This window comes from Sphingobium sp. WR1 (genome assembly GCF_059693745.1).
Map to the genome: position 1 here is coordinate 77,504 of NZ_JCATID010000014.1, position 13,648 is coordinate 91,151.

The following is a 13,648-nucleotide window of genomic DNA, read 5'->3' on the forward strand; positions in this document are numbered from 1 at the left end:
ATGGTCGAGCCTCGCCATCCGGATGATTATGAGCATGTCGCGCGGCCGGTGGTCGGGATCGGCAACGACTATCCGCCATCCTTCGAGCTTGCCGAGCATCGGCATCGGCGTGGCCAGTTTCTCTACGCGGCGAGCGGCGTGGTCGCGGTCAGCACGCCCGACGGCGCATGGGTCGCGCCGCCGGAGCGGGGCGTATGGATACCGGGCGGCACGCCGCACGCCGTGCGGATGGTCGGCGCGGTGCAGACCCGCAGCGTGCTGATTGATCCGGCCGCCTGTCCGACCCTCGCCCGGTCGTGCCGTATCGTCGCGGTTTCGCCGCTACTGCGCCAGCTTCTGGTCGCGGCTGCCGATATTCCCGTCGACTATGCGGAGGAGGGGCGTGATGGCCTTGTCATGCAGTTGCTTGTCGCGGAAGTCGATCGGGCGCCGGTCATCCCGATCGCCGTGCCTTTTCCGCGCCATGCGATGCTGGCCGCCCGCTGCCATGCCTTCATGGAGCAGCCGCGCGCCACCGCCACGATCGACCAATGGGCCGATGGGCTGGCGATGAACCGCCGCCGCTTCACCCGCCTGTTCCGGCGGGAAACGGGGATGAGCTTTGCCGAATGGCGACAGCAGGCCTGCCTGTCGGTGGCGCTGCCACGGCTTGCGGAAGGCGAACCGGTCACGACGATCGCGCTGGATCTGGGCTATGACGGGCCGGCCAGTTTCTCCACCATGTTCAAACGTATAGTGGGCGTTCCTCCCAGCCGCTATCATCCGTCCTGAAGAGGATTCGACCGGGCGGAGGCTGGCGGCCTCCACCCGGTCATCGCCCTTACCAGTTGAACCGCAACGATCCCACCACGGTGCGCGGGCCACCATAATAGCAACTGTTGAGGAAGGGGCAGGCGCTGATATAGGTCTTGTCGAAGAGATTGGCCGCATTAACCGACGCGCTCCAGCCATTCAGCCCGATCTTCGACAGATCATAGCCCAGCATCGCATCGACCAGCGCGAAGCTTCCGGTATGGAAGCGCTGGAAGGTGGTCACGCCATTGATGACCGCATAGTTGGTCGTGCCGTCCGAACCGGTGACATAGCGCACGCCCGCGCCGAAGCTGAGGCCCGACAGCGGCCCCGCGACATTCTGCGCCTTGCCGAAATCATAGGAGAGGAAGGACGATGCGTTCCATTTCGGCGTCCCCAGCTGGCGGGTGCCGGTGGTCGTCGGCGTGCCGCTGTTCGTCGCGGTCGGCGCGATCGCCGCCGTGCCTTCGGTGATGACCGCATCGGTATAGCTGGCGGTTGCCACGATATCGAAGCCGGGGATGACTTCCCCGCGCCCCTCGAACTCGACGCCGCGCACGCGGGTTTCGCCGACCTGGACGGTGGCGTTGGCCGGGATGCCGTTCTGACCCGCGCGCGGATCGGATACCGGATTGCCCTGGCGCTTGAGCTGGTAGACCGACGCGGTGAACAGCGCGTTGATCCCCGGAGGCTGATATTTCAGGCCAGCCTCATATTGATGGCCGGTGATCGGGACGAAGGGTGCGGTTTCGGTTGCCGTCACATAGCGGTTGCCTGCCTGCGGCTCGAAGGATTCGGAATAGCTGACATAGGGCGACAGACCGAACTTGAATTCGTACAGCGCGCCCAGACGCATGGTGAAGGCGCTTTGCGACAGCTTCGTCACCGGCGCGGCGCGTGCCGCCGCGGTGGTCGGGTTGAGGTTGAGCGAGGTCTGCTCATACCAGTCCTGGCGGCCGCTGGCGATCAGTTGCAGCCGGCCGATCGCCATCTGGTCCTGGAAATAGACGCCGAGCTGGTCGCGCTTGCCATAGCTATTGGTATAGTTGGGCGACAGGATGGTGAGATCGAAGCTGGGCAGCGTTCCGCCATAGACCGGCGCGAACAGGCTGAGATTGGGGATGCTGGTCAGCGGATTGCTGGTCTGCCCGCTGTTGAACTGCTGCACATTCTCGCCCGTGATGCGCTGATAGTCGACGCCGACCAGCAGATTATGCTGGATGAGGCCGGTAGCGAACTTGGCGTTCAGATGATTGTCCATCGTCAGCGTGTCGAAATCCTCGTCCGCGCCGCCGCCGCCGCGGATGATGGTCGAATAGTCGCTGTTGCGGTTGGCCCCGGCGCCGGTCGTGGCGAAGCCCGACGTGTAGATCTGGCGATAGGATAATTTGTTGTTCTGGTAACGCAGGTTCGACGCGAAGCTCAGATGCTCGTCGAAATCATGGCGGAAGAAGGCCGCGATCGACTTCGCCTTGTGGTCGTAGCGCTCATAGCCCGGATCGCCCGTATTCATGTTGCGCGGGATCGTGCCGTTGGGGTTGGGCAGCACCGTGCCGGCGGCCGGGGTGCCCGAATAGCCGCCGCCATGGGGCGTATGCTGATAGGTGGCGATCAGGGTCAGGCTGGTCGCCTCGTCGGGGGAGAAGGTCAGCATCGGGCTGACATGCCAGCGCTCGCTGAACGTGCCTTCGGCCAGATTGTCGCCCTTCTGCCAGCCGCCGACGAGGCGGGCCTTCAGCCGGCCTTCGCTGTCGAGCGGCTGGTTGATGTCGCCTGCGAAACGGAACGTGTCATAATTGCCGACCTGACCCTCGAACTGGCCGAAGGCGATCGCTTCGGGCATCTTGCTGGTCAGATTGACCAGACCGCCGGGAGTGGAGTTGCCGTAGAGCACCGAAGCCGGCCCCTTCACCACGTCGATATGGTCGATGCGGTTGAAGTCGATCTGCGGCGTCGAATAGGGGCCGGCGATCAGGCGCATGCCGTCGAGGAAGATGCCGGGTGCAAAGCCGCGCAGCACCAGCTGGTCGTAGCGGGTTGCGAGCGCGCCGCGCTGGTTGGTCGATACGCCGGCGACATAGCCCAGCGCCTCATTGATCGACAGCGCGTTGCGGCGGGTCAGTTCCTCGCGATCGATGATGGTGATGCTCTGCGGCGTAGCGATCAGCGGCGTGTCGGTCTTGGTGCCGGTGCTGGTCTTGCTGTCGTTGATGCCGGTGACGATGATCGTGTCGGCGCTCGATTCGGCCGCATCCTCGGCCCTCGCGAGGCCGGGCGTCAGCAGATGAACGATGGCGGTGGCGGCCAGCAGCGCGGCCTTCCGATGATATGGCATGAACCCCCTTTCAAATTGCGAATAATAATGATTCGCGTTTGCTACTATGAGCGACTTTGGCTATGCGCAAGCCCACATGCCACAGGGGACCGGTATGAACCGCCAGAGCCTATCGTCATCCTTTCCGCCCTCGCGCCGTGTCTGGCGCATGGCCGCGCGTTGCGTCACGGCGCTGGTCGGCGGTTATGCCGCCGCCGCCGGAATCGCGTCTTTGGGCGCACGCTTGCTGCCGATCACCCGGGTCGAGGCGACGCTTTGGGGCATGATCCTCTCCTTCCTGATCTTCGCCTCCCTCGGCCTCTGGGCCTTTCACGAGCGGCGGTTGATGAAGGTCGCGCTGGTCATCTGGGGCGGCGCGCTGCTGTCGGCCGGCATCGCCGTCGCCATGGGAGTGCGGCCATGAGCAAGGCGGCGTCGCAGGAGAAGGGGCTGCGCCGGTCCATGGCGTGGATTCACACCTGGCTGGGCCTGCTGGCCGGCTGGATATTGTTCGCCATGTTCCTGACCGGCACGGCCAGCTATTTCCGGCCTGAAATCACCCGCTGGATGCAGCCGGAACTGCGGCTGGCGCCGGTCGCTCCGCGCCGGGCGGCGGAAACGGCGGTCGCGCATATGCAGGCGACGTCACCCGACGACCTGCAATGGTATATCTATCTGCCCGACGACCGCACGCCCGAAACGCGCATCTTCGCCATGCCCAAGCCCGATCCCGAGGCCAAAGGCCCGAGGAAACGGAGTGCCGAGATCAAGCTGGACCCGGCCACCGGCGAGCCGCTGAGCGCGCGGGAAACGCGAGGCGGCGAGCATTTCTACCGCTTCCATTTCCAGCTTCAGCTTCCCCATCCCTGGGGCCGCTGGCTTGCGGGCCTGTGCGCCATCTTCATGCTGGCCGCGATCATCTCCGGCGTGATCACCCACAAGCGCATCTTCGTCGATTTCTTCACCCTGCGCTGGAACAAGGGACAGCGGAGCTGGCTCGATGCGCATAATGTCTCGGCGGTGCTGGCGCTCCCGTTCCACGCGATGATCACCTATACCGGCCTCATCACCCTGGTCGTCATGTATATGCCCTGGCCGATCGCGGCCAATTACCCGAAGCCCGCCGCTTTCTACACCGACGCCTATGGCACCGAACCCGACGGCAAGGCGCTGGACCAGCCGGCGCCGCTGCGGCCGATCGGCCCGCTGGTCGACGCCGCCGCGCGTGAATGGCGGGGCGGCCGTCCGCGCACCATCATCATCCGCAATCCCAATGACGCGGCGGCGACCGTGACGATCCTGCGCAGCGGCGCGGATCGGCTGAACGCGCGCGGCGAATCCATCACCTATTCCGGGGCGACGGGGGCGAAGCTGTCGCAATCGCCGCCGCCCGGACCGGCGCTGACCACGGCCGGTGTGATGCTGGGCCTGCATCTGGGCCATTTCGCCGGACCGGTGCTGCGCTGGACCTATTTCCTGCTTGGCCTGATCGGGACGGCGATGGTCGGCACCGGCCTGCTGCTCTGGACCGCCAAGCGCCGCCAGCCGGGCGCCAGACCCTTTTTCGGATTCCGTCTGGTGGAGCGATTGAACATCGGGACCATCGCCTGCCTGCCCGCCGGCATGGCCGCCTTCCTGCTCGCCAACCGGCTGATCCCGGCCGGATGGGAGGGGCGGGCGGACATGGAGGTGAAAGCGATGTTCTGGACCTGGTTCGGAATGGCCGCGCTGACCCTGTTGCGCCCGGTGCGGCGCGCCTGGGTCGAGGCGCTGGCGCTGTCCGCCGCCGCCTTTGCGGCCTTGCCGCTGGTGAACATGGCGACGACCGATCGCGGCCTGTTCGCCAGCATCGCGGGCGGAGACGGGCTGTTCCTGTCGTTCGACGGAGCCATGCTGGCCATCGCCGCGCTGCTGGGGCTGGGCGCATGGCGCGCAGGTCGGATCAAGGCCGCGCCGATACGGCGGCGCAGGCGGTCCGCATCGCCCGTCATCGCCACGATGGCGCATGGCCGGGAGGTCGCTGATGTCGCTTGAAACCGGCCTGATCAGCTATGCCGCTTTCGCCAGCCTGGCGCTTGCCGTCAGGAAACACAGGCCCGCGCCCCCGCTGCCAGTCATGCCATCCGCGCGCACCGCGCGTCTGCTCGGCTGGCTGCTGCTGGCGATCGCCCTGATCGTGGCGATGCTGCGTGTCGGCCCGGCGCAGGGCGTCGTCGCCTGGATTGGGCAAATGTGCGTCGCCGGTGCGATACTGGTGCTGCTTCTGTCCTGGCAATCGCGGCTGGCGCTGATGCTGGCCGTGCCGACACTGATCCTGGCGATGATCTGCTTCGCTATCGGCTTGTGATCCGGTTTCCGGCTGCATGTCGATCAAAGGAATGAATAGATATGCTATTGCGAATCTATAGCGATATTATTAGGCCACCAGCAAATTTGAGGGGGCCTCCATGAAAGCATATCTGTCCATCACCGCCAGCCTGCTGGTGCTGTCCGCTCCATCGCTGACCGGTGCGGCCATGGCCGCCGCCGAGGAAACACCGGTGGGGCGTGACGACATCACGGTCACGGCGCATCTGCTCGAAGCGCCTGTCGCGGCGAAGGCGGACATCCCGCCGCTGGAAAGCAGCCAGGCGATCTCGATCGTCCCGCAGGAATTGCTGGAAGGGCAGGGCGTGCGCCGCATCGCCGATGCGTTGTTCAACGTCGCCGGCGTTTCCCGCAGCAATAATTACGGCTTTTTCGACGGATTCAATATCCGGGGGTTCAATGCGTCCACCGGCGCGACCTATCTGGACGGCCTGCTTGACGATACCGGCTATGGCACGTCGGAGATCACCGCGCTGGAACGGGTCGAGGTGGTCAAGGGGCCGGCATCGGGTCTTTTCGGCCAGGGTCCCATTTCGGGCATGGTGAATCTGGTCAGCAAGCGGCCCCAGGATCAGGCCTTCGTCGATGTGGGACTTGCGGGTGGTTCCTATGATTTCAAGGAAATCACATTGGATGCGAACGGTCCGCTGAACGCAGCCGGCACGCTGCTCGCCCGCCTGCCGGTCGTCTATCGCGATCAGGATTTCTTCGTCCATTATTCGGGGCAGCGCCGCATCTTCCTGGCGCCGTCGCTGACCTGGAAACCGGACGCCGACACCAGTCTGACGCTGCTCGGCCGCTATGTCGACGACCATATCAATCCCTGGTCCCCGACCACGGCCTATGGCACGGCGCTGCCTAATCCCAATGGCAAGCTCAGTCGCCGCCTGTCGATCAACGATGGCGAATATCCGGCGGTTCAGAATAATGACTACTGGAATCTGGGCTATGTCTTCGACCACAAGTTCAGCGAGACGATCGCCGTCCACCAGTCGCTGCGCTATCAGGATTTTCACAATAGCTGGGACAATTGGCTGTTCATCACCGGCATATCGGCCGATCGCCGGACGGTGACGCGCGCCTTCTATGGCCCCTATGACCAGCATGGCAAATATTTCCGCGTCGATACCAATGCCAGCCTGCGTTTCGATACCGGGCCGCTCAACCATTATCTGCTGATCGGCGTGGATTATGGCCGGCGATCGGCGCATGACACCAACATCTATGACACCAGTATGCCCTATGCGCTGGACCTCTATGATCCGGTCTATGGCACGGTCAGCGGTTATAATCCCGCCGTGCCGGCAACGACCTATGCCATTGTTTCCAAACAGCGCGGCATCTATGTCCAGGATCATATCAAGCTGGGCGACATGCTGACGGTCACGCTGGGCGGCCGCTGGGACAAGGCGATCAGCCGCACGAACAGCAATGGTGCGCCCAGCCCGGAAGTGAACGACAATGCCTTCAGCCCGCGGGCGGGCGCCACGCTGGCGCTGACCGACTGGGCGTCGCTTTATGTCAACTACGCCAAATCCTTCAATCCGCAGGGCACTTACAGGTCGGCGGACGGCACGCCCCTGCCGCCCGAACGCGGCGTCAATTACGAGGGCGGCGTGAAGCTGGCCCGCGCGGATGGCGGCTTGACCGGCATGGTCACGCTGTTCCAGCTTACCCGCACCAATGTGGCGACCGCGGACGCCGTGCTGCCCAACGTCTATGTGTTGACCGGCGAGCAGCGCACCCGCGGCATCGAGGCGGAGGCTGCATGGCGGCCCGCGCCGGGCGTGGAACTGACCGGCGCCTTCACCTATCTGGACGCCATCGTCACGGCCGACAACCGGTTGCAGGTCGGGTCCAGGCTCGGCTCCATTCCCCATTATATCGTCAATGGCTGGGCGCGTTACACCATTCAGCGCGGTCCGCTGGCCAATCTGGGGGCGGGCCTGGGCCTGCATCACGAAAGCAGCCGCATGGCGAGCACCGCGTCCGCCGTCGCCGGCGCGACCGCGCCCTTTTCGCTCAAGGGCTATATGCTCGTGGACGGCGCCCTGTTCTATACGATCGATGACTGGTCGGTGCAGGCCAATGTCCGCAACATCTTCAACGCCCGCTATTTCCCGACCGCGTCGCTGACCCGCACGACGCCCGGTGAGCCGCGGACGTTCATGATCAGCGTGAACCGGCGGTTCTAGGCGGCAGTTCCGAACCGGCGGCTGGAAGCCTTCGCGCTGCTTATCGTGCGCGTCCAATGGTCGAAGAGGGCGGGCAAATTGAAGGAGGCTTGATCGAGATCGTTGCGGCAATTCGTTCGCACGTTCAGAAGCGGCGATCATGACGAAAATGCGCACCGGTCACTTCGATTCGTTTCAGGGTTGGCTTTATGCGGGCTTGGGCCTGCTGTTGCTTCTTCCTTTCCTTGCAGACCTTATTTTCCCGTTGGGAACGGCCGTCTGGGTCGCTTACCTCCTTCCGGTCGTGCTGGCCTATCTGGCGCGGCGACCCTATATCCCCCTGGCCGTTGCGGCGATCGCGAGCGTGCTGACGGCTATCGGCTTCTTCCTGGCGCCCGCAGGTGTCGATCCGCAGGTCGCCATCGTCAATCGTGCGCTGGGCGGTGGGATAGGCTGGATACTGGCGGTCATCGGCCTGCTGTTCATCCGCAACAAGCTGGCCATCGCGAGGGAAGAATGGATGCAGGGCGGGCAGGTCGGCCTTTCCAAGGCGGTGCGCGGCGAGCAGTCGCTGGCGGACCTTTCCGCAAACGCGCTGACATTCCTGGCGGACTATCTGGATGCCCAGGCCGGCGCCCTCTACATCGCCGATGGCGAAGGCTATCGACGCTACGCCACCTATGCCGTTCCGGCCGATGCCGGCCTGCCGGAACGCTTCGCGGTTGGCGACGGTCTGCTGGGTCAGGCGGTGGCCGATCGCCGCGCCTTCCATCTGAACGCCGTGCCGGACCATGATCTGGTCTATGGCTCGGCGCTTGGCCGGTCCAGACCGCAGAGCCTGGTGATTTCCACGACGCAGGCCGACGGCGCGATCAACGCCGTCATCGAACTCGGCCTGACGCACGGCCTGGGGCAGGGCGCGCTGGCGCTGCTTGACCGCGTGTCGGACCAGCTGGGCGTCGCCATCCGGTCCGGCAAATATCGCGCGCGGCTGCGCGAACTGTTGGAGGAGACGCAGCAGCAGGCCGAGGAGTTGCAGGCGCAGAGCGAGGAACTGCGTGCCAATAATGAGGAACTGGAGCAGCAGAGCCGCCAGTTGCAGGAATCGGCCGCGCGGCTGGAAGCCCAACAGAGCGAGCTGGAACAGAATAATGCCCAGCTGGAGGAACAGACCCGTCAGCTCGAAATTCAGCGCGACGACCTGACGCGCGCGCAGACCTCGCTCAAGCACCAGGCGGGCGAACTGGAGCAGGCCAGCCGCTACAAGTCCGAATTTCTTGCCAATATGAGCCATGAGCTGCGCACGCCGCTCAATTCTCTGCTGATCATGGCGCGGCTGCTGGCGGAAAATCGTGACGGCAACCTCAGCCCCGAACAGGTGCGCCATGCCGAAACGATCGAGACTTCGGGCAATGACCTCCTGAACCTCATCAACGATATTCTCGACATTTCCAAGATAGAGGCGGGCAAGCTGGAGCTTCAGCCGCGCCGCATCCGCATCGGCGCGATGCTGGACAAGCTGAATGCCATATTCGGGCCGTCCGCCACCGCCAAGGGGCTGTTGTTGGCGACGCGGACGCAGGATGGTGCGCCGCTGGAAATGGAGAGCGACCCACAGCGCATCGAACAGGTGCTGAAGAATTTCCTGTCGAACGCGATCAAGTTCACCGAACGCGGCTCGGTATCGCTGGAGGTGGAGCAGCGGACGGACGGGCGTATCGGCTTCACGGTGCGCGATACCGGCGTCGGCATCCCGGCTGACCAGCAGCAACTGATCTTCGAGGCGTTCCGTCAGGCGGACGGGACGATCAGCCGCAAATATGGCGGCACGGGCTTGGGCCTGTCCATCTCGCGCGAACTGGCGCGGCTGCTGGGCGGCGAAGTGCAGGTCGTCAGCACGCCTGGCGAAGGCAGCGCCTTCACCCTGATCCTGCCCGATCGATACGATTCCGCGATCATCACCCCGGCCGCCCCGCTCGCAAGTCCCGCCCCCTTGCGCGCGCCGCCGTCCAATCCCAAGCCCGCACGGGCGCGCGCCGGCCCAGCCGCGCGGGACGATCGCGAGCATCTGTCCGGGGATTCGCGCGTCATCCTGATCGTGGAGGATGATCCGGTCTTCGCGGGCATCCTGCGCGACATCGCGCATGAACTGAAATTCCAGTGCCTGATCGCCGGCACCGCGGATGAAGGCGCGCTGATGGCGCGGCAATATGTCCCCAATGCCGTCATTCTGGACATGAACCTGCCGGACCATACCGGCCTTTCGGTCCTCGATCGGATCAAGCGCGACGTGCGCACCCGCCATATTCCGGTGCATGTCGTGTCGGTGGATGACGACAGCCAGGCGGCGCTGTCGAGCGGCGCGATCGGCTATCTCTTCAAGCCGGTGAAGCGCGAGGCGCTGATCGACATGCTCGAAGGACTGGAAGCCCGCATGGCGCAGCGGGTGCGCCGCGTGCTGGTGGTCGAGGACGATGCGCAGCAGGCCGAGAGCGTCAAGCTGCTGCTCGGATCGCGCGATGTCGAGACGGTCGAGGCGCACAGCGCCGCCCAATGTTTCGAGCTGTTGGGCCGCGAGACGTTCGACTGCATGGTGCTGGACCTGAACCTGCCCGATGCGTCGGGGCTGGACCTGCTCGACCGCCTGTCGGTGGATGAGGCGGTCGGCTTTCCTCCGGTGATCGTCTATACCGGCCGCGATCTTTCCCATGAGGAGGAAATGCGGCTGCGGCGCTATTCCAAGTCGATCATCGTCAAGGGCGCCAAGTCGCCCGAGCGGCTGCTGGATGAAGTGACGCTGTTCCTGCATCAGATCGTGTCCGACCTGCCCGCACCGCAGCAGGCGCTGATCGCCAAGTCGCTGGGGCGCGACGCCGCGCTCGACGGGCGGAACATCCTGGTGGTGGAGGATGATATCCGCAACGTCTATGCGCTCACCTCCGTCTTCGAGCCGCACGGCTCCAATGTCCGCATCGCGCGCAACGGACGGGAGGCGTTGCAGGTGCTGGATGAGGCGGCGCGGGGGCTGGCCGATCCGGTGGATCTGGTGCTGATGGACGTGATGATGCCGGAGATGGACGGGCTGACCGCGACGCGCGAAATCCGCACCAAGCCATGGGGCAAGCAACTGCCGATCATCACCCTGACGGCGAAGGCGATGGCGCGCGACCAGCAGGACTGCCTGGATGCGGGCGCGAACGACTATCTGGCCAAGCCGCTGGACGTCGACAAGCTGCTGAGCCTGGCCCGTGTCTGGATGCCGCGATGAGCGAGGAAATCTTCGCGCCGCACGAGGAACTGGAACTCGACCTGCTGCTGGAGGCGATTTTCCGCCATTATCATTATGATTTTCGCGGCTATTCGCGTGGATCGCTGCATCGCCGCCTCGCCCGCGCGCAGCAGCGCCATGCGTGCGAAAGCCTGTCGCAGCTTCAGCATCTGCTGCTCCGCGATCCGGCGGTCTTTGCCGACCTGATGGGTTTCCTTACCATTCAGGTGAGCGAGATGTTTCGCGATCCCGCCTATTTCCGGGCTTTGCGCGAACAGGTGGTGCCGCATCTGCGCACATGGCCTTCGCTCAAGGTCTGGATCGCCGGCTGCGCCAATGGCGAGGAATTCTACTCGCTCGCCATATTGTTCCGCGAGGAGGGGCTGGAGGCGCGCACCATCTTCTATTGCACCGACATCAGCCCGGCCGCGCTGCAAAAGGCGGAAGCCGGCATCTACGATCTCGATCGCATCGCGCAATTCACCGAAAATCACAGGCTGGCCGGCGGCAAGGCGTCGCTGTCGGACTATTATACCGCCGCCTATGGCGCGGCCGTGTTCGACAAGAGCCTGCGCCGCCGCGCCGTGTTCGCCGAACATAATCTCGCCAGCGACCAGGTCTTTGCCGAAGCGCAGCTGGTATCCAGTCGCAACGTCCTCATCTATTTCGACCGCGCCCTGCAGGACCGGGCGCTGGGCCTGTTCGGCGACAGCCTGGCGCGCGGCGGTTTCCTTGGGCTTGGTTCCAAGGAGACATTGCGCTTTTCCCGCTATTCCGACGGCTTTGACGATTTCAGGGAGCATGAGAAAATTTACCGCCGTAACCGCATGGATCTGAGGATCTTCGACAATGCCGCCTGAACCCGCGAAAATCCTGTGCGTCGACGATGTTGAGGAAAATCTGACCGCGCTGGAAGCCTTGCTCAAGCGCGACGGGGTGGAAATCGTCAAGGCGCGATCGGGGATGCAGGCGCTGGAAATGCTGCTGGTCGAGGATGTCGCGCTTGCCCTGCTCGACGTGCAGATGCCGGGCATGGACGGTTTCGAACTGGCCGAACTGATGCGCGGGACGGAACGGACGCGGCGCGTGCCCATCGTCTTCCTGACGGCCGTGGGCACGGACGAACAGCGCCGCTTTCGCGGCTATGAAAGCGGCGCGATCGACTATCTGTTCAAGCCGGTCGATCCCGACATATTGCGGCACAAGGTCGCGATTTTCGTGGAACTGTTCCACCAGCGGCAGGAACTGGCGCAGGAGCGCGACCGCCATGCCGCCGCGCTGGCCCGGCTTCAGGCGCATGGCGACAATAGCCCGCTGGCGATCGTGGAGTTTGACGCGGGGCAGCATATCATCGCCTGGTCCGCCGGGGCCGAGCGGCTGTTCGGCTGGCGCGCGTCCGAGGTCGCCGGGTTTCGCGCGCAGGACCTTGATTGGCTCGATCCGGAGGACGTCGCCGGCTTCGCCGAACTGATTGGTGACATGATCGCAGCCCGGCGACTGCGCGACATGCAGCCGCTGCGTATGCGCACAGCCGAAGGCGTGACGCTGGAATGCGAATGCTATTGTTCCGCGCTGTTCGACGGTCGGGGCAGGCTGGTATCGGTCAATCTCCAGATCCTGGACGTGACCGATCGGAAACGCGCGGAAGAAACGCAGCGCCTGCTGATCGGCGAACTCAATCATCGGGTGAAGAATACGTTGGCGTCGGTCCAGGCGATTGCGGTGCAGACGCTGCGCCATTCGTCCGGCCCGTCGGATTTCGCGCCGACCTTCACCGGGCGTATCCATGCGCTGGCCCGGGCGCATTCGCTGCTCAGCAGTTCGACATGGCAGGGCGCGCGACTGCGCGATCTGGTCGACGGCCAGATCGACATCGGCACGGTCGATCTCAGCCAGCTGCATATCGATGGCCCGGAACTGGAACTGGCGCCGGAACTGGCGCTGCACCTGGCGCTGATCCTGCACGAACTGGTCACCAACGCCCATAAATATGGCGCGCTGTCGGTGGCCGAAGGACGGGTCGACCTGCACTGGGGCATCGACGCGGATCGGCTTGTCATCTCCTGGCGTGAAAGCGGTGGCCCGGCCGTGGCCGAACCGAAGCGCAAGGGGTTCGGCACCGCGCTCATCGAACGCAGCCTGAGGGCGGAGGGCGGGAGCGCCACGGCATCCTATGCGCCCGACGGCCTCTGCTGGACGCTCAGCCTCCCAGACGGGCCGCGTATCAACCTGGTGAGCATTGCCGCTCCCCGGATCGATGCGACGGTATCGGACGGCCCGGCCCAAGCCGGCAATCTTGACGGCAAGACCTTCCTGATCGTCGAGGACGAGCCTTTGGTCGCCATGGAAATCGCCCAGTTGCTGGAAGATCATGGCGCCGCCGTTCGCGCGGTCGCGGCTACGGAAACCGAGGCGCTGGAACTGATCGCGGGCAAATGTTTCGACGCCGCGCTGGTCGACGGGAATCTCCAGGGGCGGTCGGTGAACCGGATTGCGGCCGCACTGGCCAAAAGCCGCATCCCCTTTGCATTCGTGACGGGATATGGCCGCGAGAATTTGCCGGTCGGCTTCGAGGATCGACCGCTTGTCGGCAAGCCGTTCGACAGCGCGAGCCTGATCGACTGCGCGGCGCATTTGATGATATCCCAGAAGGACAGGCTCCGGACCGTCCAGCCGTTGAACCCCGGAGTTTGATAATAGGGGTGCGCGCCGGCAAGCCCGTCCAGGGATCCG

Annotated in this window: 9 protein-coding genes; 8 read left to right on the forward strand and 1 reads right to left on the reverse strand. The window is 64.6% G+C overall.

Going from position 1 to position 13,648, the window contains the following annotated elements; all coding sequences use genetic code 11:
• Nucleotides 1-771, forward strand: coding sequence for an AraC family transcriptional regulator (locus AC58EF_RS16605; RefSeq protein ID WP_497277480.1), 771 nt, complete (start codon nt 1-3; stop codon nt 769-771).
• A 49-nt stretch (nt 772-820) separates the two neighbouring features.
• On the opposite strand, the gene AC58EF_RS16610 is transcribed toward AC58EF_RS16605, so the two are convergent.
• Nucleotides 821-3,127 carry a TonB-dependent siderophore receptor gene (locus AC58EF_RS16610; RefSeq protein WP_497277482.1) on the reverse strand — a complete coding sequence of 769 codons (2,307 nt, stop codon included), beginning with the start codon at nt 3,125-3,127 and terminating at the stop codon, nt 821-823.
• A gap of 94 nt (nt 3,128-3,221) precedes the next feature.
• On the opposite strand from AC58EF_RS16610, the gene AC58EF_RS16615 reads away from it, so the two are divergent.
• The 7 genes from AC58EF_RS16615 to AC58EF_RS16645 all read left to right on the forward strand — a co-directional run bounded on the left by AC58EF_RS16615 (nt 3,222) and on the right by AC58EF_RS16645 (nt 13,609).
• Nucleotides 3,222-3,530: a hypothetical protein gene (locus tag AC58EF_RS16615; RefSeq protein WP_497277483.1), complete on the forward strand. Its 309-nt coding sequence runs from the start codon at nt 3,222-3,224 to the stop codon at nt 3,528-3,530.
• Nucleotides 3,527-5,140: a PepSY-associated TM helix domain-containing protein gene (locus AC58EF_RS16620; RefSeq protein ID WP_497277484.1), complete on the forward strand. Its 1,614-nt coding sequence runs from the start codon at nt 3,527-3,529 to the stop codon at nt 5,138-5,140. The genes AC58EF_RS16615 and AC58EF_RS16620 overlap by 4 nt, the downstream gene beginning before the upstream one ends.
• The gene (locus AC58EF_RS16625; RefSeq protein WP_497277485.1) at nt 5,130-5,453 is read left to right on the forward strand and encodes a DUF3325 domain-containing protein; all 324 of its coding nucleotides are present in this window, start codon (nt 5,130-5,132) and stop codon (nt 5,451-5,453) included. Before AC58EF_RS16620 ends, AC58EF_RS16625 begins: the two co-directional genes overlap by 11 nt.
• 100 nt (nt 5,454-5,553) lie before the next feature.
• On the forward strand, nt 5,554-7,668 hold the full coding sequence (locus tag AC58EF_RS16630) for a TonB-dependent siderophore receptor (RefSeq protein ID WP_497277486.1): 2,115 nt from the start codon (nt 5,554-5,556) through the stop codon (nt 7,666-7,668).
• Nucleotides 7,669-7,816: 148 nt separating this feature from the next.
• Nucleotides 7,817-10,915: a response regulator gene (locus AC58EF_RS16635; RefSeq protein WP_497277535.1), complete on the forward strand. Its 3,099-nt coding sequence runs from the start codon at nt 7,817-7,819 to the stop codon at nt 10,913-10,915.
• Entirely contained in the window at nt 10,912-11,775 is an 864-nt protein-coding gene (locus tag AC58EF_RS16640; protein WP_497277487.1) for a CheR family methyltransferase, read from the forward strand. The genes AC58EF_RS16635 and AC58EF_RS16640 overlap by 4 nt, the downstream gene beginning before the upstream one ends.
• Complete coding sequence (locus AC58EF_RS16645; protein ID WP_497277488.1) at nt 11,765-13,609, forward strand: response regulator; 1,845 nt, start codon at nt 11,765-11,767, stop codon at nt 13,607-13,609. Before AC58EF_RS16640 ends, AC58EF_RS16645 begins: the two co-directional genes overlap by 11 nt.
• Nucleotides 13,610-13,648: the final 39 nt, after the last annotated feature.

Coding starts and splice junctions, on each gene's coding strand:
- AC58EF_RS16605 (WP_497277480.1), top strand. CDS start 1: ATGGTCGAGCCTCGCCATCCGGATGATTATGAGCATGTCGCGCGGCCG.
- AC58EF_RS16610 (WP_497277482.1), bottom strand. CDS start 3,127: ATGCCATATCATCGGAAGGCCGCGCTGCTGGCCGCCACCGCCATCGTT.
- AC58EF_RS16615 (WP_497277483.1), top strand. CDS start 3,222: ATGAACCGCCAGAGCCTATCGTCATCCTTTCCGCCCTCGCGCCGTGTC.
- AC58EF_RS16620 (WP_497277484.1), top strand. CDS start 3,527: ATGAGCAAGGCGGCGTCGCAGGAGAAGGGGCTGCGCCGGTCCATGGCG.
- AC58EF_RS16625 (WP_497277485.1), top strand. CDS start 5,130: ATGTCGCTTGAAACCGGCCTGATCAGCTATGCCGCTTTCGCCAGCCTG.
- AC58EF_RS16630 (WP_497277486.1), top strand. CDS start 5,554: ATGAAAGCATATCTGTCCATCACCGCCAGCCTGCTGGTGCTGTCCGCT.
- AC58EF_RS16635 (WP_497277535.1), top strand. CDS start 7,817: ATGCGCACCGGTCACTTCGATTCGTTTCAGGGTTGGCTTTATGCGGGC.
- AC58EF_RS16640 (WP_497277487.1), top strand. CDS start 10,912: ATGAGCGAGGAAATCTTCGCGCCGCACGAGGAACTGGAACTCGACCTG.
- AC58EF_RS16645 (WP_497277488.1), top strand. CDS start 11,765: ATGCCGCCTGAACCCGCGAAAATCCTGTGCGTCGACGATGTTGAGGAA.